The 21,808-nt window shown below is 52.5% G+C and carries 14 protein-coding genes; 6 read left to right on the top strand and 8 right to left on the bottom strand.

Annotation, left to right across the window (positions count from 1 at the left end):
* The first annotated feature begins 60 nt into the window (after window positions 1-60).
* Entirely contained in the window at window positions 61-1,206 is a 1,146-nt protein-coding gene (locus ACTJJS_RS32020) for a trans-sulfuration enzyme family protein (protein ID WP_440667969.1), read from the top strand.
* Between the two features lie 21 nt (window positions 1,207-1,227).
* Window positions 1,228-2,271, top strand: coding sequence for an SMI1/KNR4 family protein (locus ACTJJS_RS32015; RefSeq protein ID WP_440667967.1), 1,044 nt, complete (start codon window positions 1,228-1,230; stop codon window positions 2,269-2,271).
* A gap of 116 nt (window positions 2,272-2,387) precedes the next feature.
* Here the strand turns inward: ACTJJS_RS32015 and ACTJJS_RS32010 are convergent, their stop codons facing one another.
* The gene (locus tag ACTJJS_RS32010) at window positions 2,388-2,861 is read right to left on the bottom strand and encodes a macro domain-containing protein (protein ID WP_440667965.1); all 474 of its coding nucleotides are present in this window, start codon (window positions 2,859-2,861) and stop codon (window positions 2,388-2,390) included.
* Between the two features lie 233 nt (window positions 2,862-3,094).
* On the opposite strand from ACTJJS_RS32010, the gene ACTJJS_RS32005 reads away from it, so the two are divergent.
* The 3 genes from ACTJJS_RS32005 to ACTJJS_RS31995 are packed head-to-tail and all read left to right on the top strand — an operon-like array spanning window position 3,095 to window position 15,038.
* On the top strand, window positions 3,095-7,522 hold the full coding sequence (locus ACTJJS_RS32005) for a hypothetical protein (protein ID WP_440667963.1): 4,428 nt from the start codon (window positions 3,095-3,097) through the stop codon (window positions 7,520-7,522).
* 5 nt (window positions 7,523-7,527) lie between these two features.
* Window positions 7,528-9,615 (top strand): fibronectin type III domain-containing protein, encoded by a 2,088-nt coding sequence (locus tag ACTJJS_RS32000; RefSeq protein WP_440667961.1) that lies wholly within the window; start codon window positions 7,528-7,530, stop codon window positions 9,613-9,615.
* Between the two features lie 17 nt (window positions 9,616-9,632).
* Complete coding sequence (locus ACTJJS_RS31995; protein ID WP_440667959.1) at window positions 9,633-15,038, top strand: T9SS type A sorting domain-containing protein; 5,406 nt, start codon at window positions 9,633-9,635, stop codon at window positions 15,036-15,038.
* A 40-nt stretch (window positions 15,039-15,078) separates the two neighbouring features.
* Here the strand turns inward: ACTJJS_RS31995 and ACTJJS_RS31990 are convergent, their stop codons facing one another.
* Window positions 15,079-15,468 (bottom strand): DoxX family protein, encoded by a 390-nt coding sequence (locus ACTJJS_RS31990; protein ID WP_168873403.1) that lies wholly within the window; start codon window positions 15,466-15,468, stop codon window positions 15,079-15,081.
* Window positions 15,469-15,497: 29 nt separating this feature from the next.
* Window positions 15,498-15,836 carry an ArsR/SmtB family transcription factor gene (locus ACTJJS_RS31985; protein WP_440667956.1) on the bottom strand — a complete coding sequence of 113 codons (339 nt, stop codon included), beginning with the start codon at window positions 15,834-15,836 and terminating at the stop codon, window positions 15,498-15,500.
* 154 nt (window positions 15,837-15,990) lie between these two features.
* Between ACTJJS_RS31985 and ACTJJS_RS31980 the strand changes: the two genes are divergently transcribed.
* Window positions 15,991-17,118, top strand: coding sequence for a lactonase family protein (locus ACTJJS_RS31980; protein ID WP_440667954.1), 1,128 nt, complete (start codon window positions 15,991-15,993; stop codon window positions 17,116-17,118).
* 4 nt (window positions 17,119-17,122) lie between these two features.
* On the opposite strand, the gene ACTJJS_RS31975 is transcribed toward ACTJJS_RS31980, so the two are convergent.
* The 5 genes from ACTJJS_RS31975 to ACTJJS_RS31955 all read right to left on the bottom strand — a co-directional run bounded on the left by ACTJJS_RS31975 (window position 17,123) and on the right by ACTJJS_RS31955 (window position 21,807).
* Entirely contained in the window at window positions 17,123-17,890 is a 768-nt protein-coding gene (locus ACTJJS_RS31975) for a hypothetical protein (protein WP_440667953.1), read from the bottom strand.
* Window positions 17,887-18,861, bottom strand: a complete 975-nt coding sequence (locus ACTJJS_RS31970) for an NAD-dependent epimerase/dehydratase family protein (protein ID WP_440667951.1) — start codon at window positions 18,859-18,861, stop codon at window positions 17,887-17,889. The genes ACTJJS_RS31975 and ACTJJS_RS31970 overlap by 4 nt, the downstream gene beginning before the upstream one ends.
* Before the next feature lie 41 nt (window positions 18,862-18,902).
* Window positions 18,903-21,044 (bottom strand): multicopper oxidase domain-containing protein, encoded by a 2,142-nt coding sequence (locus tag ACTJJS_RS31965; RefSeq protein ID WP_440667949.1) that lies wholly within the window; start codon window positions 21,042-21,044, stop codon window positions 18,903-18,905.
* An 84-nt stretch (window positions 21,045-21,128) separates the two neighbouring features.
* The gene (locus ACTJJS_RS31960; RefSeq protein ID WP_440667947.1) at window positions 21,129-21,581 is read right to left on the bottom strand and encodes a DUF3347 domain-containing protein; all 453 of its coding nucleotides are present in this window, start codon (window positions 21,579-21,581) and stop codon (window positions 21,129-21,131) included.
* A gap of 13 nt (window positions 21,582-21,594) precedes the next feature.
* Window positions 21,595-21,807 (bottom strand): heavy-metal-associated domain-containing protein, encoded by a 213-nt coding sequence (locus tag ACTJJS_RS31955; RefSeq protein WP_168873410.1) that lies wholly within the window; start codon window positions 21,805-21,807, stop codon window positions 21,595-21,597.
* Between the last annotated feature and the right edge of the window lies 1 nt (window position 21,808).

Here is a 21,808-nt window from a genome sequence, read left to right as displayed (position 1 = left end):
CGGCTGTTTGCTTTCCTTTGCCCTTTTGGGTAATTTTAGGGAGAACCAAAAGCAGTAGCCATGAAAAACACCGGCACCTTATGTGTGCATCCGCTGGACCTTTCCGGTACCCTCGATGGAGCCGTTACCGCCGCTGTGATGCCCGCGGTAGCATACGCCTATACGGATACCGATGCTATGCGGTATCCGGGTTTTTATTCGACATACAATCAGCAACGGCTGGGACAGATAGTCGCCAATCTCGAAAAAGGCAGCTGGGGCATGGCTTACAGCTCCGGTATGGCGGCTATCACCACCGCCATACTATCATTTGCCCAGCAGGGCGATCATGTGCTGTTTTCGCGAGACCTGTATGGCGGCACCTGGAAGCTGGCGGAACAGGAGCTGCCCAAACGGGGTATCCGTTGCAGTTATGCCGGCAATACGCTCGCAGAATTTGAAGCGCAACTGCAGAAGCATACCAAAGTTATTTACCTCGAAACACCGGCCAATCCGCTGTTGAGCATCGTGCCTTTAAAAGCCATCGCGTCGCTGGCAGCCAGCCGTGGCATTGTGACCATTGTAGACAATACTTTCGCCACGCCGCTGAACCAGCAGCCGTTGCTGCTTGGTATTGATATCGTGGTACACAGCGGTACCAAATACCTGGGCGGCCATAACGACCTGCCTTTCGGGGTGCTGGTATCTGCACATGCCGAACATCATGACAGGATCATGGACACGGCCAGAACATATGGCGGATCGCTGGCGCCGCAGGAATGCTACCTGGCAGAGAGAAGCCTTAAGACACTTGCATTGCGGGTACAACAGCATAATGCCAATGCGTTGTCGCTGGCCGAGTATCTGTCTGTCTGCCCGGAAGTAGGACAGGTGTTTTATCCCGGATTGCCCACCCATCGCGATTACCAGCTGGCCTGTGATCAGATGACCGCCTTCGGCGGGATGTTGTCCTTTGAGCTGAATACCACGCCTGATAAGCTAAATGCTTTCCTCGATCACCTGGAACTGATAAGGCCGGCGCTGAGCCTTGGCGGGGTGGAGAGTCTTATTTGTCAGCCTTCCACCACCTCACATCGCGCGTTGTCGGCTGCTGCGCGGGAGGAGCTGGGCATTGCGGATAATCTGTTGCGGCTGTCTGTCGGCATTGAAGACGTGGCCGACCTGAGAGCGGACATCGAGCAGGCCATGCGCCGTGCAGACATTTGATAATGTTGTACCTTGCGGCACATGAGCAATACTTTAGTTAACCTGATCGATACTTTGTTTGCGGAAACAGATGGCAATAAGTTCGCTACGCTGAAAGATAAACTTATTCGCAGCTATGCCGGCAAAGACCGGCAAGCGGTGATCGAAGCATTGGTACGTTATGTCCGTGAAGGACGCCTGATGCACTGGCGTGCTTTCCTGATGACAGATATTATTCAACTTGTAGCTCCTGCGGAAAATAGCTGGCGGTCTTTTTTTGAGTGGGCCGTCACCGAACCGGCCCTCGCTTACCGGGCAACAGATGGCTTGCTGAAAACCGCAGGCCGCGAGGCTTATCCCGCACTCGTGGCTTTGGCCGCCAATGAAAACCTTCCCACAGAGAAGCGCGCCAAGGCAGTTAAAAGCCTGGCGATGTACAGCCGTCAGCCGTTTGACAGAGAACTGCCTTCAGACCCTGGCTACTGGAAGCCGGAGCAGTTGCGGCTGGATGAACTGATCGCCTGGCAGGAACAGGGATACCCTGATGGCGCGGGATATGCGCCGCCACAGGTGCATCCGTCGCTGCTCCATCCAGGCAATGATTTCGAGAAACTGATGGCCAAACTGGACAAACAGCTGGAGAAAAAACGGCGTAAGAATAAAGACCACGCTAACCCGTCTGACTGGCTCGTAATGGCCGATGAAAAAGACATATCGTATATACGGGACCGTTGGGCATTGCCTGAAGTGTATGCTACTTTTCTGCAATACTATTCCCCGCTGAAAGTAACCCTTGTCGGGCCGGACTTTGTAGAGGGTCTTTTTCTGTATGGCGCCCATGAACTGGCGGAGCGGCAGGGAGGTTACGCTTATAATACCGTTACCGGCGAAAACCTGGCAGACTGGCCTTCGCACTTGCTGGTGATCGGCGATGACGGCGCTGATCCTTACTGCCTGGACCTTTCGGCGGTGAAAGACGGCGATGCGCCGGTATATACTGCGGAACATGGTCAGGGTAAATGGGCGTTTGAATTATATGCAGAGAGTTTTACAGCGTTGATCACAAAACTTGTCAACGGTAAATAATAACTGTTACCTGTAGGGTATACCTATGTACGTAGGCGTTATGCTTTTTTGCGGGCTGTTGATACTTGTCGCCTGTTGTTGGGCTGACGGCCGGAAAGCAGTACTAACGGGAACCCCTAGTTGAAATCATACACTGTTACTTCAATACCTTTATCCGCCAGCTCCTGTTGGATGATCGGTTCTATTTTGTCCCAGGTGCCGCCGGCTAAGCCACAGCCAATACGCGGCATATGTACCGTCGCCTTATGTGTGCGCGCAAAATCCGCTACCTGCCGCAGTCCTTCCTGTATAGCTTCGTAACGGACAGGAGGGAGGCTGTTTTTAGCGTTGGTGATTTTATGCTGACCAATCACATTCGCCACCCAGAGGTGCGGTTCCACCGCCACTAGCTGCGCGTTGCCTAAGGCAAATCCTTCCCCCGAAGCATACCATTCGCGGAATTGTTTTTCCGGCTCCGGCCACCGGGCGGATACTGCCACTACAAATCCTTTTCCCCAACGCCCGATATCATTACAGATATGGACAATGATTTTGCTGCCGTCGCCAACAGGCTGTGTGGCATCTCCCTTGATGTACCGTATACCGCTCATTTGTTTGGAAAATTACTTTGCGTCAAAAATACGTTAACAAGATCGTAATTCCAAAAACATCGCCCGGGTTAAGATCTCCCTGTTGCATGATTGCGGGCCTAACGTCAGTCCTGGTCTGTAAATCACGCTCTCATTTATTGTACGGATTAAAAAAATGTTTAATTATAAAAAATAATATATATTTGAGGCAATACCGTGAAATAAACATTTTTAAGGGCCTATCCCGTTGACCAATGTTCAAGAATATCCCTAACCCTGTCCCTGCACTGTCGCTATGGTTGCTGGCGCTGCTACTGTTATGCCTTCAACCCGGTTATGCTGCTGTCACTGATTCTTCGTATCTATCGCCCATGGCCGACACTGCCCAAAAAGCAGATGTGGTGGACTATGTGGAAGGCGTTTTTAAAAACATCAAAGACAAAGGCCGATATGTGAATGCGCTGAGCGCAGAAGAGATGGGCAGCCTGCCGGTAGGACTGGTAAGGGAGATCAACGGAAAAATTTATGTCATCGCAATAGACAGCGCCCGCATGACACCTTCCGGCGCTTATTTCAACGCTTATTTCCGGTTTACTTTTCCCGGTACCAACAGTGAACTGATATTCGGAGCGAAAAACGTAGCCTTTACGCCAGGAGGCATTGCGGCCTCCGGCTCTACCAAACTGGTACTGCTCAAACAAAAAGACATCCCTATCAATGATCACCTCGATCTGATATTCCCCGGCGACGGCACCAACTACGTAGAGTGGGACTGCAACGGCTTCCGTGCTGCTAACCTCAGCGGTATCTTCGAGTTTGATAAAGGCTGGCTGCAACCGGAAGACAAGGCTTCCGACAAACTACGTGCAGCCATGCAGGTGAATGTGCATGATCTTAACAACATTATGGCCAGTGTAGACATCCCTGCTTTCCATATCAACGGCCTGAAAGATTTCAGCTTTAAAGTGAAGAACGCCACCGTGGACATGAGCGATATCGCCAATCCCACGGGGCTGAACGTTACCGGCGATATGCTGACTGACCCGGGCAACCCACTGTTGTGGAGAGGCTTTTATTTACAGGAACTGGAAGTAGGACTGCCCCAACAACTGGCCACCCAAAAAGGACGCCCCAAAGTGTCTGTCACTAATTTTATCCTGGACGATCAGGGCGTCAGTGGCGCCATCACGGCTGAAAACATTCTCCCGCTTGGCGATGCCAGCGCCGGTGGATGGCCTTTGTCCGTTGATAAGATCGGGCTCTCCTTCAGCAAGAACAAACTCAATGGCGGAGAGCTGGCCGGCCTGCTACAGGTGGATTTCCTCGGCAAAGACCCGTTGGGCTACGATGCCTCCGTGAGCATGCGCGGCGGCGATACTTATTATTCTTTCGCCTTAAGGACCACAGAAGATAAAAAGTACCCGTTCTTTGCAGGAGAGATCACGCTCAACAAAAACAGCCGTATCCAGATCACCAAAACAGAAAAAGACTTTGTGCCGATGGCGGTGCTGAACGGTAAAGTGTCCCTGAAACAGCGCCTGCTGAATATCAATAATATCAGTTTCCAGGAATTGACGCTGTCTACCCAGCGACCTTATGTCCACAGCGGTACCTTCGATATAACGAATACGGATACTTCTACCTCCAAAGTAGGCGGGTTCCCGATAGGATTTGACGATATCCATATCGGTATCTCTGAAGGAAAAATCGGTATAGGCGCCACCGTGAGGCTTAACTTCATGAACTCCAGCGACAAGGGCTTCAGCGGTAAAACATCTTTCGTGGTAACGGCAGCACAGGAGGAAGAAACACAATCCGTCACTGTTGATGGTTCTGTAATACAAAAAACAAGGACCCGCTGGAAACTCGACAAGGTAGCGGTGAACGACATAGAGCTCACCGTAAAAGTGATGGCGTTTTCCATGCATGGCATCCTCACCATCTTCGATGATCATCCGGTGTATGGCAACGGTTTCCGCGGCATGCTGGACTTCTCCATCCCCGGACCTATTCCTAAAGCCAAGGCCAACGCCTATTTCGGCTCCAAAGACGACTACCGCTACTGGCATGTGGACGCCTACATCGGTGTAACCATCCCCATCGGCATGTTGCAGATCACTGGTCTTATGGGCGGTATGTCTTATCATATGGAACGGCCTTCCAACTTCGATCCGTATGAGTCCCGCAATGCGGTGGACCAAAAAGGCGGTCTGAAAGACGTATCTGAAATATTCCCGTATGTGCCTACCCGTGATGCCGGCCTCGGCTTCATCGGCGGCGTATCACTGGCGTTTGTACAGGAAATGGTGGTCAACGCCAACGTGGCGCTGGAAGTACAATTCGGCACGGACGGCGGCTTCCGCTACGCCCAGTTCGACGGTGCAGGGTATGTGGTACATCAGGCACTGAAAGCCAAAAGCAAAGATGAGGCAAAAGAAGATGCTTCGGCGCCGGTATGGGTGAAGTTCAAAATGCGTTATGATAACGTGAACAGCACCTACGATGCCAGCTTCAAAACCTATATCAATATTGCCGGTGTCCTGCGGGGCATCAATGAAAACGGCCTGGTGGGCGAAGCGGCCTTCCATATGGCGCCCAACGAATGGTGGTTCTATATCGGCCGCCCGTCGCAGATGTTCGGCCTTAATATCCTCGGACTGGCGGAAATAAAAACCTACTTCATGATGGGCAGCAAGGTGGAAGACATGCCACCGGTGCCACAGGAAGTAAGCGAAGTGTTTGATAACGTGAACACCAACTTCATGGCCATGGAAAATACCATGAGCAAAGGCGGTGGCTTCGGCTTCGGCGCGCACTTCAGGGCCGGTTTTTCCTTCGACTTCGGCGTATATGGCGAGTTTGCCCTCGGCGCCGGAACAGACATCCTGCTGCGCAACTACGGCGAGGCAAGGTGTAAAGGCAGCAACAGCATTATCGGTTTCAACGGCTGGTACGCTTCGGGCCAGGCTTATGTGTTTGTGAAAGGAGATGTGGGTATCCGCGTGAAAGTATTCGGAAAGAAAAGAGGCTTCTCCATCGCCAAACTGTCGGCAGCGGTATTGCTCCAGGCTAAACTGCCTAACCCCAGCTGGTTCCGCGGTATGGTAGGCGTTAAATATGCCGTGCTGGGCGGCCTCATCAAAGGTACGGCCAACATCAAAATAGAGCTGGGATCGCAATGTGAACTGGTTGGCGCCAAAGAACTGAACGTAGTAGTGATCAGCGATATCAAACCAGGTGACCAAAACAACGACGTCAGCGTGTTCGCCACTCCGCAGGTGGCATTCAATATGGCCGTAGGCAAGCCGTTCAGCATGATGAATGAATTTGATGAAGTGGCCACTTACCGTATTCAGCTGGATGAACTGAAACTGATGAAAGAACAGACCGAGATCAGAGGTACCACAGAACTGGCTGCTGACGGTTCTTCCGCTTCGCTCACCCTGCGTGACATCCTCCCGCCGAAAAGCACGCTCACGGCTTCCGCCAAAGTGCATATCGACCGGCAGAACGGTGGCAGCTGGGAGGCGCTGAAAAACGGCCATAACATCGATTATGAAACAAAAGCCGCTACTTTCACTACCGGCGAAGCGCCTGACTATATTCCCTGGGAGAACGTAGCGTATGCTTACCCGGTAAAACGCCAGTACAACCTGCTGACAAGAGAATACGGTAAAGGCTATATTAAATTAAAACGCGGCCAGCCTTACCTGTTTGCGGAAGTTGATAATTCCGGCAAGAAGTGGAAAGTCGATGCCGCTATGGCCACTGCACAGGGCCAGTCAACTGCTGTGCCGGTATCCTATACAGAAAACACCGCAGAAATAGGTTTTGATATTCCGGCCAACCTGTCCCGCGAGACTATCTATAGCTTTAATATCAACCGCGCTTCCCTCGACGGAGAAGCGGCAGCCAATAACGTGGTGACCAAAAACACCACGACCATCAGCGAAGAAGGGGACACCACCACCTTCTCCCAGAAAATGCTGAAAGGCAACGCCAGCTCCGCAGTGACCAAAGAAGTGATCAGCTATAACTTCCGCACCAGCCGCTACGGCACGTTCGCTGAAAAGATGAATGCCATGACCGATGCGCGGGACCTCTTCGATGTGGCCACCAATTACATCAGTGTGATCGGCCAGCGTTTTGACGCGGAAGAAACCTTCGACAAATTTGAACTGGAAGGCGACGGCGCTTTCTCCACCAAACCCCTGGTGACCCTGCGTGCGGGTACCAACAACGGCTGGCTGCAAAATCAGCTGATGCCGCTGCTGTACAACAATTATCCGTTCCATCCGTCTATCAATATCACCCGCGATCTGAACGTGACCGGAGGCATACCGCCACTGGAAGCGGTGAGACTGTACAACAATGACATCGCTGGCTATAAACTGGAAGACGGTAATATCAACGATGGCTATGCGCCTTCAAAGGCCGGCCGCTGCCGCTTTATGTACTATGTTTCCTTTGTGGCCAACGACGACTACCACGAGTTGCTCAACAAGGCAAACCGCTACTATATCAGCGGAGGACAGCCAACACCGGCTATCAGCAGGCTGATGACATCGCTGTTTCCCGACCTCCAGGGCAACCAGTTCTACCCGGTAGAGCTGCAATACCGGCTGCCAGGCAAAAACAATATAACATCTACCATTACACGAAGCATTTACTATAAATTATAATATCGATGTACCGTCAACTTTTTACCGGTTTGTTATCTGTGAGTTTGTTGCTGATGGGCTACCTGCATACCAGTGCGCAGCAACAGCAAAGTGAGCACCGTATTGTGGGTATAGCAAATCCCAAGCCCGGCAACATCCAGCTGCGCTGGTCGCCCGCCGGATATATCGCCTGGGAGATCGGTAACAAGTACGGCTATACGGTAGAGCGTTTTACAACGTCTGTCAATGGCGTACTGGTACCCAACCCTAAACCGGTGGTACTAACGGCGCAACCGCTGAAACCTTATTCCCTGCAGCAGATGGAAGCCGCCGCCCGTAAGGATGAGCGCATAGCTGCCATCGCGGAACTGATCTATGGAGAAGGAGGGAAAAAAGTGAAGCCGGAAGAAGGCATCGGTTCCTGGTTTGAAAACCAGAGCCAAAACGACTGGCGCATGAGCATGGCGCTGCTGAGCTGCGACCTGTCCACCGCCACCGCCAGGGCTGCCGGCCTTTTCCTGGAAGACAGCACCGTCCGCCCCGGAGAGCGGTATGCCTACCGTATCAGCGTCGCGCAGCAACCGAAGAACCTCGTCATCGATACCGCCATTGTGGTAACCGCGCTCAACGAAACCGTGCTGCTGGTGCGGCCGCCTGAACTGGCCATCGTTTGCGCCGACAGCACGGCCACACTCGGGTGGCTGACCAACTTCAACCGGGGCATGTATTCTGCCTATGTGGTGGAGCGCGGCACCGACGGAAAAACATTTCAACCGGTGAGCGATTTGCCGGTACTGCCTACAGCGCCCGATGCTGCCGGCTTTTCCTATTACCAGGATTCGCTGCCTGACAATGACGTTAAATATTACTACCGCGTGAAAGGTATCACGCCTTTCGGGGAATATGGCCCGTACTCGCAGGTGGTGATGGGAATGGGTATCCCGGCAGTAGCAGAAAGGCCTGTTATGGACACTATCATCGTCATAGAAAATAAAAAGATTGAATTACGCTGGTTGTTACCGGGCGATCTGGCCAAAAACCTGTCTTCCATTGTGGTAACCCGCTCGGAGAAGGGCAGCGGCCCGTTTCTGCCCATCGCTACCTTTAAAACAGACAAGGCGCCGGTGTACAGTTACACCGACCCCAAGCCCATGAACTCCAACTATTACAAGATTAAAGGCATCACCAAAAGAGGCAAGGCCATTTATTCATTCCCTTATTTCGCGCAACTGATAGACAGCATTCCGCCGGACATGCCAAAGGGATTGGCCGGCACTGTGGATTCTACCGGTGTAGTAACGCTGAAGTGGGATAACAACACAGAGAAAGACCTGAAAGGTTATCGTGTGTTCAGAGGCAACAGCGCCAAAGAAGAATTTATGGAGGTGACGCAGGAAATTCTTGCTGCACCGGCTTTTACAGATACGATTACCCTGCATACGCTGACGTCAAAAGTGTACTACAAGGTGATAGCGTTGGACAGGAACTATAACACTTCCGCCTATACGCCGGCGCTGATGCTGAAGCGGCCGGACACCATTGCGCCTTCCGCACCGGTATTCACCAAAGCATTGCGTTCCGACAGCCTTAAAGCCGCAGTGCTCCAATGGCATAACAGTGCCAGTGAAGACGTGGTGAAATACACGCTTTATTGTATCAATACCAAAGACAGCAGTCGCCGTGAAGTGGCGGTATGGGACACAGCCCGTCTGCGTGAGTCCTATACAGACACTGCGCTGGTGCTCGGCAATACGTACTTTTATGAGCTGGTGGTATCGGACGATAGTGGTAATAAATCCAAAGATATCAGCGGCGATATCTGGTTTGAAACAGGCAGGCGCCCGGCGGTGAAAAGCTGGAAAGGAATAGTGGACACGGAGAAGAGGCAGGTGGTGTTATCCTGGGAGTATGATCAGCCGGATGTAAAACAGTACCGTATTTACCGCGCTAAAAACGATGCGCCGTATATCCTTTACCGTACGGTAGACGGGACTGCCCGTCAGTCGGTGGACGATGAAATAATGTTAGGCAATATTTACAGGTATAAGATTACGGCAGTACTGAAAGGTGATGCCAAAGCTGAAATGAGCAGGGAAGTGTCCCTGAAATACTAAAATCTGAACGCAATACGATGTTTCGTTTCCCACGTATCCTGTGTACGCTGGTACTGCTATTGTCCGGTGCCGGCAGGCAATTGTATGCGCAGCTGCAGCTGTCGCAGATGGTCTATGTATTTGGCAATATTCCCTCCAGTTATATAGGAACGGGAACAATAGGTAATTTAGGAATGGGCGTTACGCCATCCTCACAAAACTGGAGCTTGTCTTCCACGCCCTTCAGTGCTTTGCCTGATGGCGGGCCTGTAGTGGGCACCGGGGTCATGTATGCTCCGCCTTATGCGCTTTTCCAGAATAATTCCTTTGCCGGCAGCCTTAGTTTTTCTGATATCTATCCCATTTCCGGAGGACGGCTCATGGGGGATGTCAATTTTTATGGTGGCTACAAAAGGCTTGGTTCCGTGGAAGCGCGCTGGGTATATACGATGATCGCGCCGAATGACATCATACCTTCCATGACTCCTTCCTCCCAGACCTGTGCCACGGAAATGGTTTACCTCAGCTCACCCCGCAACTGGCCACTCTTCTCTGATAACCTGGTGCAATCATCGGTAGTCTGGGAGTATTCGGTTGATAATGGGGCCGTGTGGAAAACGCTGGGAAGCAACAGCCAGGAGTATGCCACTGCCTATTCCTATGGTTTTACCGGCAGCCAGATGCCGGAAACGCAGAGCGGAATGGTAAATGTCCGTTTCCGTTGCCGCATTAAGGCGTCGTATGCCAACAAGGACTATTATTCCCCTTATTCTGCTGAAACCAATGACTACACCTTTCTGCCTGCCGGTCCCCGGGTAGATGTGACTAAACTCCAAAAGACGTCTTCCTGTGCGGGAGAGCAAACCGGTACGATCTTTATTCCCGGCAGCGCTATCACCAGCGGATATACCACCATGCGCTGGATGCTGCGCCCCGCCGGCGTGACAACGCCCTGCGATCCTGACCTTGCCGGAGGTGCTTCTGCCTGCGGAGATATCATCGACTGGAGCAATGGTAATGTACCAGTATCAGGCGGTGTAACGGTGAACAACGTACGAAAAGGAAGTTATACGCTCTGGGTGATCAATCCATCAGGAACGGCCGGAAATTGTTTTACACCCATTGATGTGGATATAGACGACCTGCCGGTGCTCACGGCCGCACAGGATGTGGCCCGGTCTGCCAATCCGGCCTGCTATGGTGCTACCGACGGTAGAATTACGATCACTGCCTCCGGTGGAAACGCCGCCAGCGGCTATTTCTTTACCCTCAAACAAAATGGCACGGTGATACGTGCCCGGCAACAGTCGTCCGGCAACAGTTTTACCTGGACCGGCTTGCCGGCAGGCAATTATACGGGAGAAGTGAAAGACGGCGCCTGTGCTCCGGTGGTCCCGGTAAATGTGCAACTCACGCAGCCGCCGCAGGTAAAAGGACAGTTGACGGCGCAACATCCCACCTGTATCACCCCGGGCAACGGCAGTATCAGCGTTGTGGCTGATCCCGGTGTTACCAACTATCAGTATAAACTGTATAAAGGCGCTGCACTGCTGCAACAGAGCGCTGTTACCGCTTTACGCAACTACACTTTTGGAGGATTAAGCAATGGGGACTACACGGTTGAAATCCTGAACATGGACTTTCCCGTTTGTACCGGGTGGAGTGGTCCCATCAGTCTGAACGCCGTGCCTCCCTTAACGTTGACACAGGATGCCCGCAATATGGTGACCTGTTCCGGCGGAAGCGACGGCTCGCTGAAATATTCCGCTGGCGGCGGTTCCGGCAGTTATACGTTTTTGCTGCAGCGCGCCGGTATGCCTGCGGTGAGCAACAGCACCGGTATTTTTAATGGTCTACAGGCCGGCACTTATAGCATTACCGTACAAAACAACGTGGCCGGCTGTAACGACGCTGTGTCGCAGCCGGTAACAATCACAGAACCAGCGGCACTGCAAGTCAGCCTGCAAACAACCAATATCAGCTGTAATGGCGCGCAGGACGGCATCGTGAAGTCGGTGGTCAGCGGTGGTTCCGGCTTCTATACCTACAAATGGGAGCAGCTGAAAAACGGCGTCTGGACCACCAAATCCTTCTGGTTTGACACTGACACTAAAATAGACGCACTTAGTGCCGGCACTTATCGTGTAACCGTTGCAGATAGTAAGTCTGCCAACTGTTCCGTACAGTCTGGCGTAGTGACGATCACGGAGCTGCCGGCCTTACAATCAGGCGGGGTAACGGTCACCCCGGCGGTCTGCCTGGCTGATGGCGCTACTATTAATATCTCCGCCAGCGGGGGAGATAATACCTACACTTATTTCTTTACACTGAACGGTACCGGCTATACGGCTTTTACGCCGGGCACGAAGGTGTATACGCCTGGCAGCTATCATTTTCGCATCAGAGACGGCAAGGGTTGTACCCTGGACCTGCCCAATGCCTATGATGTGAGTCTGCCATCGGCAGCATTGAGTTTTACCACACAACTGTCGGCTTACAACGGATTTCAGATATCCTGTAACGGCGCGGCAGATGGTAAAATCACCGTAACGGCAGCGGGTGGTAACGGTGGTGCCTATACGGGATATCAATATAAATTGAACAACGGAACCTATCAACCGTCAAACATATTCAACGGTTTAACAGCCGGCACCTATACCATCAGCGTAAAGGATGCCCGTGGCTGTGAGACATCCGGCAGCGTAACGTTGGTACAGCCACAAATGAGCGTCAACGCTACCAAACAGGACGTGATCTGCTTTGGTCAGCCCACCGGCAGCATCATTACCAATATAATGGGTGGTGCTGCGCCTTACCGTTGGCAGCTCAATGGTACTAACGTTACCGGCGCTACGGCAACCAATCTGCCTGCCGGCAATTATACCCTGCATGTCACCGACGCCAACGGTTGTACAAAAGATACCACACTGACGATCAGTCACCAGTATCCTGCACTGGCCTTTACGGCTGCTACGGTAACGGACATACAATGTTCCGGCAGCACAGGCAGCATTGCCATAAATGCCGCCGGCGGAGATGGCAGCTATCAGTACCGCCTGAGCGCGGACAACTGGGCCACGTCGCAGGCTTATACCAGCGGGGCCGGACTGAATGCCGGTGTTTATGCATTAAAAGTGACGGACAATCACGGCTGCAGCCTTAACTACAGCGGCCTGCTGACCATCACCGCGCCCCCGGCTTCGCTGTCGCTCTCCGGGGTATTGTCAGATTATAACGGATATAATATTTCCTGCGCCGGCGGTGATAACGGCTCTGTACAATTGACGGCCACGGGCGGCAACGGTGCCACATATAGCGGGTATACGTATGCTATCGACAACGGTGCTTTTGGCCCGGCATCGCTGATTTCCGGTATTAAAGCGGGTATGCATGTGTTTAAAGTGAAAGACGGCCGTGGCTGCGTGGCCACACGAAACTATAGCTTTACCGAGTCTGCACAGGCATTGAGCATACAGCTGGTAGGCAAACAGGACGTACGTTGCGCGGCAATTCCGGGCGGCAGTATTACGGTAGCCGGCAGCGGCGGCACGGGTGCTTTGTTGTACAGCCTGAACGGCACTGACTGGCAACCCGGCCCTGTGTTTACCGGCCTTACTGCCGGTAACTATACCGTCACTGTGCGGGACGCGAATAGCTGCGGTAACACATTGCCGGTGCAAATACTGTCTGTGAACCCGGCTATTACCATAGACAACATTACACGAAACGATGTTATCTGTTTCGGCACGCCTGGTGCCATTCAGGTACAGGCCCATGGCGGCAGCGGCCAGCTGACCAATGAATACGCGCTGAACGGCGGCGCCTATACGGCATTTACCAATACTACGCCATTGGGTGCGGGTGATTATACTGTCCGGGTAAAGGATGCGATTGGCTGTTATTCCGCCGTAAGCAGTGTGGTGTCCATCACCACGCCTGCAACGCCTTTGGCGGCAACGGTCGCTACTTCAGACTTCCACGGAAAACAGATATCCTGCTATGGCTTATCAGACGGCGCTTTTAGCCTGGCTGCGACCGGTGGTAATGATGGCGGCTATCAGGGATATCTGTACAGTGTTAACGGTGGCGCCTATACGGGAACATCACAATATACCGGTATCGCGGCGGGTAATTATACCGTGAAAATAAAAGACGGCCGCGGTTGTGAAATCACTAAAAACATTGTACTGCAACAGCCGGCAGCAGCGGTATCGCTCACGGTGTCCGGCATCACCCATCTGGCGTGTGGCGGTATCCCAACCGGCAGCATCACGCTGCAAACAACCGGAGGCACTACACCTTATGCCTATACGATGAACAACGGAATACCGCAGGCATCATCAATATTCAGTTCTCTGCCGGTGGGCAATTATACCCTGGCGGTAAAAGATATAAACGGTTGCGCGGCGACGGTGGTCACCACGGTGAAAGAAATGTACCCGCCGGTGACGGCCACGGCTGCGGTGACGCCGGTACGCTGTTACGGCGAAGCTAACGGCACTATTGTATTGCAGCCGGCTGGTGGTGATGGCAACTATAACTATCAGTGGAATAACGCAGGGGTGAGCGGCGCGCAGGCGCAAAGCCTTACTGCTGGCAGCTATACCGTCAATGTAACGGACGGAAAAGGCTGCGGCCGGTCATACAGCTATGAGGTGACGCAGCCGGCAGCCCTGGGGCTGACCGTCACCGGTTCGCAGATATGCGACGGCGTTGACGATGGCACCGTGGCAGCTATGGTACAAGGCGGCACCCAGCCTTATCAGTATGCGCTGAACAACGGCGGCTGGTCTGCCGGTAACAGTTTTGCCAACCTCACAGCAGGGGAGTACGCCCTGAAAGTACAGGATGCCCGAGGTTGTGGCGCTACCGGTACAACCACTATCATTAAACGGAATGTGAAGCCGGACGTCAACTTCCTGGTGGCCTCCCGGAAAAATGCTTTCGATACGCTGGTGATCAAGGAAATCAGTCTGCCTGCGCCGGACCTGGTAAGCTGGACGTTCGATCCGCAGGCGGTCCTGCTGGGCTATGACCGCGGTACGCCGCTGATCAGGTTCACGACAGCCGGTTCTTATTGGGTGGGCATGAAAGCCACTTTCGGAGAATGTACCTATGAGCTGCGCAAAGACATTCAGATCAACGCCTACGACCCGCTCGCCGGTCCGTCATACAGTGTGCCCGTTTCCGTGATAGATACGGTGATGTTGTCGCCCAATCCGAATGACGGCAATTTCCGTTTCCAGATAAAACTGAAACGCAAACAACAGGTAATGGTGACCGTGTTCGACCTGAACGGGCGTATCCTGGCGAAGCTGCCCTATAGTCCTGCCTTGCAGATTGACGACCGCATTGCGTTGGGAAGCGTCAACAACGGCATCTTCATCCTGCGGGTGGTGACTGAAAACGAAAGCAGGGATGTACGGTTTATTGTCAATCGCTAAAAAAAAAGCAGCCCTGTCAGTGAGACAGGGCTGTTATATTTTAAGCAACCGATAATTTGGATGCACCGCTCTCTTTCAGCTTTTTATGATGATAAATATAAGAGGCCGCCAGTACGCCATAGAAGATGATGATAGGCCAGGCGGAAGCGCCTTCCCCGATGGCGATGCTGGAATAGAACGCGCCGGTAATATCAAATGTGAGGCCTGCATAAGCCCACTCCTTCAGCCGCGGATGGCCGGGTGTTACAATCGCAATAACGGCCAGCAGCTTGGCTATGCCCAGGAAAGGCAGCAGATACATCGGATAGCCGAGATGCTGAAAGATAGCTTTGGCTTCCGGTACAGATAAAGCGTCCGGTATGGCAGACATGGTGAAACCTGCGGCCAGTAAACCGGTGAAAATCCAATAGAGAACAGTTGTCTTTTTCATGTGATAGCTATTTATAGGTGTGTTGTTTGTCACTTTTTCCTGCGCGGCTTTTTATCGTTGGCCTGCATGCCTGCCAGCACATTGTCCAGCAACCCGAAACGCGCGCTCCACATCTTTTTGTACAGCTCCGCCCAGTCAGCCACCTCCTGCAACCGCTCCAGCTGCGCCTCACAGTATCGTTCCCGTCCCTTTTGCCGCATCACGATCAATCCGCATTCCGTCAGTATCTTAATGTGCTTGTAAACAGCTGTCCGGCTGACGTCAAAATTCTCTGCCACAGTGTTAACATTCAATGGAGTAGTGGCAATCATTTGTATTATCTCCCTTCTTGTCGGATCAGCGATAGCCTGGAACACATCTCGTCTCATAATATGCAACCTTTTGGTTGTATAAATATAGGTAACCTTTTGGTTGTATAATAATTTTTTTTTGAGACTGCTTCCGTTATGATTTCCGGAGATGCTTTGATAGTTTTGTAATGACAGCCAGGTCTTTCTGTTTCACGTTAAAACGAAAAACATTTTGATAAAGAGAATCCAGTTGTTGTGCCTGCTGATATTAGGTATCAGCCAGCTGCTCGCCGCACAGCAGTATTATTTGTTCATCGGTTCCTATAACCGCGATAAAAGCAAGCCAGGCATCTACATTTATCGTTTTAATCCGAACAATGGCGGGTTGCAGCCGGTCAGCACAGTAAGCGATGTCCTGAACCCGGCTTACCTGGTGCCTTCGGCAGATGGCAACTACCTCTACGCCTGTACGGAGGCGCAAACGCCGGGGGCAGGCGGTGTTAACAGCTATGCCTTTAATCGGGAAACGGGGCAGGCCACATGGCTTAGCACGCAGCCGGCAGGTGGGGAGAACCCGGTATACATTACGGAGCATAATAGTTATCGCTGGCTGGCGGTGGCACATTATACCGGTGGCAGCGCCGCGGTGTTTCCTGTTGAAAACGGCCGCATTGGCAAAGCTGCGCAGGTAGTGGCTTTCAAAGACAGTAGCCTGACAGACCGGCAACGGAGTTCACATGTGCACTCGGCGGTATTGGACCCGGCGCACCGTTTCCTTTTCCTGCCCGATCTGGGCGCTGACAAAATCCGTTGTTTTGCTTTTGATGCCGATGCTGCGCAACCGTTACAGGCGGCCACACCTCCCTTTACCGCTACTATTCCGGGCAGCGGTCCGCGGCATTTTACGTTTCATCCGCAGCAGCCTTTTGCGTACAGCATAGAGGAACTGTCAGGGATGGTAAGTGCCTACCGCTATGCCAATGGCCGGCTCGACAGCCTGCAGCGGATAACGGCACACCGTACACGAAAAAAGGATATCGATTACAGCGGCGCAGATATTCATGTATCACCTGATGGCCGTTTTTTATATGCATCTGTCCGGGCGAAGGAAAATATCATCACCATATACGCCATTAACCAGGCCACAGGCCTGCTCTCCAGGATAGGCTACCAATCCACCGGCGGTGATCATCCGCGTAATTTTGTGATCGACCCTACCGGTAAATATCTCCTGGTGGCTAATCAGATCAGTAACAATGTAGTGGTGTTTGAACGTAATATACAAACAGGCCTGTTGAAGCAAACAGGAACAGAGCTGACCATGCCGGCGCCTTCCTGCCTGCAGATCAAAGCCTATTAAATTTCTACCAGAGGAAAGGGATCAGGATGCGCCGTTTGGCAGGATAATCGGGGAACCGCTGCCGGTACCAGCGTTGGTTGGCTGCTGCCCGGGGCACCAGGTTGGCACAGGTCCAGATGAAGAACGCCAGCGCCGGGGCGCTCCAGGTCAGCAGCGCATAGCCGCCCCATTCCAGGATTTCACCCATCAGGTTGGGAGAGGTGACATATTCAAATAGCCTGCCCTGCGGTACCTTATAGCCTGTTTCTCCCTTGCCGCGCAGTCCTATCAGCTGATAATCGGCCGACCAGTTAATGAACATCCCGGTAAAAAAACACAAGGTGCCTGCTATAAAAGGAAAACTGCTGTACCAGTCATCCGGATACTGCGCGTAGTGCGCAAACCATGAGCCCAGCAATGAACCATTGACGGTATTAAACAGCATGGCCGATAACATAATTACCAGCGGCATTTTCTTGCCACGGGTACGTATCATAAACGGATATACGAAACTCCGGTGCAGGTAGTGCAACAGGAACATGCCGGTCATTATCCCTGCCGGCGAGGTCCATTTGACCGTTGCCGGTGGCTGCCACACAAAAAAAGACACCAGCACCGTGGTTTCCATTAGTACCCATCCCACTTTATTGCTGACCATAGGTCCCCATTTCTCAGAAGTGAAACGGCCATAGGGAGCTTCCCGCCGCAGCAGGTAGAAGGCGGTGACGATGCCTACGGCAGACCAGCCGCCGATAAAAAGATAGTACTGCTGAAGCGACAAATATTGATTCATGGGAGCATCTTGTTTTCTTTAAACCACGCGATGGTATCCTGCAAAACAGCGGTTAGGCTGCCGGGATTAAACCCCAGTTCCCTGCGGGCTTTGCTGTTATCTATTTTGCGATTGCTGCGAATAAGGTTATAAACCGATTGCCTGGTATAAAACGGTGCGCCGCCCGTCAGCCGCGAAAAGGCCCGTACGAGTGGCAGCAGTCCCATAACCAGCCACAATGGCAATACGGGCAGGAATATACGTTTTCCTTTAATCCTTGCGATATGGGCGGACAATGTTTTTAATGTCATCCATTCACCGCTGAGAATATAGGCCTGGCCCGGTGTACCGGCTGTCAGCGCCTGTACAATAGCCTGCGCCACCTGCCTGACGTCCACAAAGTCAACGCCCCCGGGAAATATCGCTGGTATCTTCCCCCGGTAAATACGGACCACCGCATCGCCGATCAAAGAAGGACGCTGGTCAAACGGTCCTATCACGGCCGTAGGCGCCAGCACGATCACTTCCAGCTCCGGACCGTTACAGGCCAGTGCTGCCTCCTGCGCCACTGCCTTGGAATGGTCATAACTGTAACGCATACCCTGTGTATAGGGACGGGTTTCATCCATCGGCGTATCATAAGGAGCTTGTTCGTACGCAGTAATGGAACTGACAAATAGAAAACGCCGGACACTGGCCCGCTGCGCGGCTTCCGCCAGCAGCCGGGTACTGATAGTATTAAAGTGGAACGCATCCATATCAGGAACATCGCTCAGCGAGATCACCGCAGCCATGTGAATCACAACATCCATATCCTCCACAAAGCGCGCAACAAAATCAGGATCTGACAATGAGCCGTTTACATAGGTAATGCCGGTAACCGGTGATGGTGTCTTGCGGGCGTGGATTCTCAACTGATGTCCCCGGGCCAGCAGCAACGGCGTTAATACGGAGCCGATAAAACCCGTTGCGCCGGTGATTGCGATTTTCATGCATCGAATATAATATAATATTTTATTTGATGCGGGGAGGATCAATAAGACAACGTTATCCCTGCGCCGATCCCCATATCGCTGTCATAGTGCGTGGAGAGGGAAAAATTGCGGGTGAAGATGTACCGGAAGCCGGCCATGTATTCCTTGTCGGTATTGACCATGAAGTTGAACCGTAGTCTTTTTGTGACGGGTACGTCGTCGCGCATTAGCTGTATACGCAGCCTGCCGTCGGTATCAAGGGAGGCGTCTGCCAGGATGAGCATGGGTAATGTGTATTGTACGCCCAGGTGCAGTACCTGCCGGAAGTCTTTGGTGTTGCGCTGGCCGAAGAGATTTTTTTCGTCGTCGTCGCCCATTTTGCGGTAGCGTACGTCCCAGCCTACGTAGCCAAGCAGCCATTGGTTTTTACCGAAGTACCGGCCGAAGTGTGTTTCGTTTTCGTAGCCGTGTCTATCGTTGAGGCCTAAACGCCATTCGGCGGAGAGGCGGTAGCGGGTGTTGGCCAGCATGATTTCACCGTCGCTGCCGTTGCTTTCCAGCCCTACCTGGGCCATGAGATGCAGCATACGGTCGTCGCGTTTCAGCATGCGGTAGGCTTTCGCCGGATCAGGTACCTGTGGATTGGGAGGAGAATCTTCATAGCTGAATACGCGGCCCATACCGCTCATCATGTGGTACAGGATATGGCAATGAAAGAACCAGTCGCCGCTCTCTGTGGCTGCAAACTCGATGGTGTCCACTTCCATAGGCATGATGTCCAGCACGGTTTTCAGCGGAGAGTATTCACCCTGGCCGTTGAGTACCCGGAAGAAGTGGCCATGCAGGTGCATGGGGTGGCGCATCATGGTATTGTTGTACAGAACGATGCGGACATTTTCTCCTTTTTTGATCAGGATTTTATCAGTCTCGGAAACGGTTTTATTGTTGATGGTCCATACGTACCGGTTCATGTTGCCGGTCAGCTCAAACTTAAATTCCCTGGTGGGACCGGCGGGCAGCGTGGTTTTTTCCGGTGCTTTGAGCATACCATAGTTGAGCGTCACGATATCGCCGGTGGTGGAATCGGGGTTGGTGATTTCCGGATACATGACGGTGTTCATGTCCATTGTCTGGTTGGTCATCATCATGCCGCCGCTGGTATCGAGGTTACCGTCCATGCGCATCATATCGTTCATCATTTTCATCCCTTCGAAGTATTTGAGTTTAGGGAGATGACGGGCTGCTACCTTGTCGCCGGTGCCTAACCAAAGCGAGGTGCTGTTGGTGCGGTCTTCGGCGGTGGCGAGGAACTCGTAACTTTTATTGTCCGGGATGGTCACGATCACGTCGTATGTTTCGGACACGCCAACGAGTAAACGGTCTACTTCCACGGGCTCTACGTCTGCGCCATCGTTGGCCACCACGGTGAGTTTACCGCCGCCGTAGCTGAGCCAGAAATAGGTGGAGGAGCTGCCGTTGATAACGCGCAGCCGCACTTTGTCGCCGGCTTTGTAGGTGGGCGCTGTGGCCTGAGGCTGACCGTTGGTGAGGAAACGTTCGTAATACACATCGCTCACGTCCATGGCGTTCATGCGTTTCCATTCGTTGGTGACCTTAGTGCCGAAATAACCTTTTTTAATGGCTTCGGCGTAACTCTGGGTAGATCCTTTTTTGATGGCGAACCAATCGCTTGCATTATGCAGCATGCGGTTCACCTGGTGCGGATGAATGTCGGTCCAGTCACTTAACAATACAACTTCTTCCTTCTGCGGGGCGGCATCTCTTTTATGAAAAACGATAGAGCCGTACATGCCGCTTTGTTCCTGGAACATGGTATGGCTATGGTACCAGTAGGTACCGTGTTGCACTACCGGGAAACGGAATTTATGTGTTTGCCCGGCTTTAATAGGTTGAGTGGTCAGGTAGGGGACGCCATCTTCCTGGTTGGGCAGTATCAGGCCATGCCAGTGGATGGAAGTTTCTTCATGCAGGGTGTTGTGAACATATATTTCGGCAGTATCTCCTTCGGTGAAGTGCAGGGTAGGACCGGGAATGGTACCGTTAATGGCCAGTGCGTGCTTCATTTTACCGGAATAGTGGACCATGGTATCGCCCACGTAAAGATCGTAACGGATGGTTTTTTGTGCAAGGACAGTGTGTGTGGTAAAAAGCAGTAGGAGTAATGCGAAAAGCTGTTTCATAAGAGATGATTGACGCCGGAAGGCTGGAAGCCAGCAAAGCGGCAAAGGGAGCGGGAAGAGGGCCCGGCTCCCTTGCCTGTGCTGTTATTTGATGGTGTCGTTTATTTTACCGCAGCTCAGCATCTGACTGCCGTAGTACGGGTTTTTGATGGCGGTGCTGTTGCTCAGCCAGGAAGCCTTTTTCATGGGACAATAGTCCTGGTATATCGGCTGGTCTGACAGTTTGGAGGATTTAGCCAGTTGGTACAGGTCGTCGGACAGGGCTTTGAATGCTTCCCGCTGACGGGCCAGGTCTTTGGTGCCGGAGATACCGGACGCATCGGTGATCAGTTTGTCTTTAACGGACGCGTCTGATGTTTTAGCTGCCTGAACGAACGAGGCGGCCGCGCTGGCCGCGTTATCGGCGTTACCGCTTACCAGTGCATCCTTGATGCTGTAGTAGTTGGTCAGGAGCGGGGACTGTCCTTTGTCCTGGGCTTCACCGCGGAACTGAAAGAGGGCGGTGAGCATAGATGCGGCAAGAATAAACTTTTTCATGGCTGTAATTATTTTATGCGATGGTTTCTGCTTTGTAACCGGCTGTTTCAACTGCTTTACGGATAGCGGCTGCGTCTACATGGTCTGCGGAAATGGTGAGCACTTTGTCAGGAGACTGCAGGTCTACTTCCCAGTTGTCTGCGCCGGCGGTTTCATTTAATCCGGGAGTTACTTTTTCCAGACAACCGGAACATTTGATATTGGTTTTGAATTGAACTGTTTCCATT

The organism is Chitinophaga sp. 22308 (assembly GCF_052045305.1).
In the GTDB taxonomy this organism is placed as follows: Bacteria; Bacteroidota; Bacteroidia; order Chitinophagales; family Chitinophagaceae; genus Chitinophaga; species Chitinophaga varians_A.
Note: the sequence above shows the minus strand (reverse complement) of the source record. Positions and strands in the feature narration are given on the sequence as shown.

What these genes read in the sequence shown, in the direction of transcription:
- ACTJJS_RS32020 (WP_440667969.1), top strand. Translation starts at nt 61, where the DNA reads ATGAAAAACACCGGCACCTTATGTGTGCATCCGCTGGACCTTTCCGGT.
- ACTJJS_RS32015 (WP_440667967.1), top strand. Translation starts at nt 1,228, where the DNA reads ATGAGCAATACTTTAGTTAACCTGATCGATACTTTGTTTGCGGAAACA.
- ACTJJS_RS32010 (WP_440667965.1), bottom strand. Translation starts at nt 2,861, where the DNA reads ATGAGCGGTATACGGTACATCAAGGGAGATGCCACACAGCCTGTTGGC.
- ACTJJS_RS32005 (WP_440667963.1), top strand. Translation starts at nt 3,095, where the DNA reads ATGTTCAAGAATATCCCTAACCCTGTCCCTGCACTGTCGCTATGGTTG.
- ACTJJS_RS32000 (WP_440667961.1), top strand. Translation starts at nt 7,528, where the DNA reads ATGTACCGTCAACTTTTTACCGGTTTGTTATCTGTGAGTTTGTTGCTG.
- ACTJJS_RS31995 (WP_440667959.1), top strand. Translation starts at nt 9,633, where the DNA reads ATGTTTCGTTTCCCACGTATCCTGTGTACGCTGGTACTGCTATTGTCC.
- ACTJJS_RS31990 (WP_168873403.1), bottom strand. Translation starts at nt 15,468, where the DNA reads ATGAAAAAGACAACTGTTCTCTATTGGATTTTCACCGGTTTACTGGCC.
- ACTJJS_RS31985 (WP_440667956.1), bottom strand. Translation starts at nt 15,836, where the DNA reads ATGAGACGAGATGTGTTCCAGGCTATCGCTGATCCGACAAGAAGGGAG.
- ACTJJS_RS31975 (WP_440667953.1), bottom strand. Translation starts at nt 17,890, where the DNA reads ATGAATCAATATTTGTCGCTTCAGCAGTACTATCTTTTTATCGGCGGC.
- ACTJJS_RS31970 (WP_440667951.1), bottom strand. Translation starts at nt 18,861, where the DNA reads ATGAAAATCGCAATCACCGGCGCAACGGGTTTTATCGGCTCCGTATTA.
- ACTJJS_RS31965 (WP_440667949.1), bottom strand. Translation starts at nt 21,044, where the DNA reads ATGAAACAGCTTTTCGCATTACTCCTACTGCTTTTTACCACACACACT.
- ACTJJS_RS31960 (WP_440667947.1), bottom strand. Translation starts at nt 21,581, where the DNA reads ATGAAAAAGTTTATTCTTGCCGCATCTATGCTCACCGCCCTCTTTCAG.
- ACTJJS_RS31955 (WP_168873410.1), bottom strand. Translation starts at nt 21,807, where the DNA reads ATGGAAACAGTTCAATTCAAAACCAATATCAAATGTTCCGGTTGTCTG.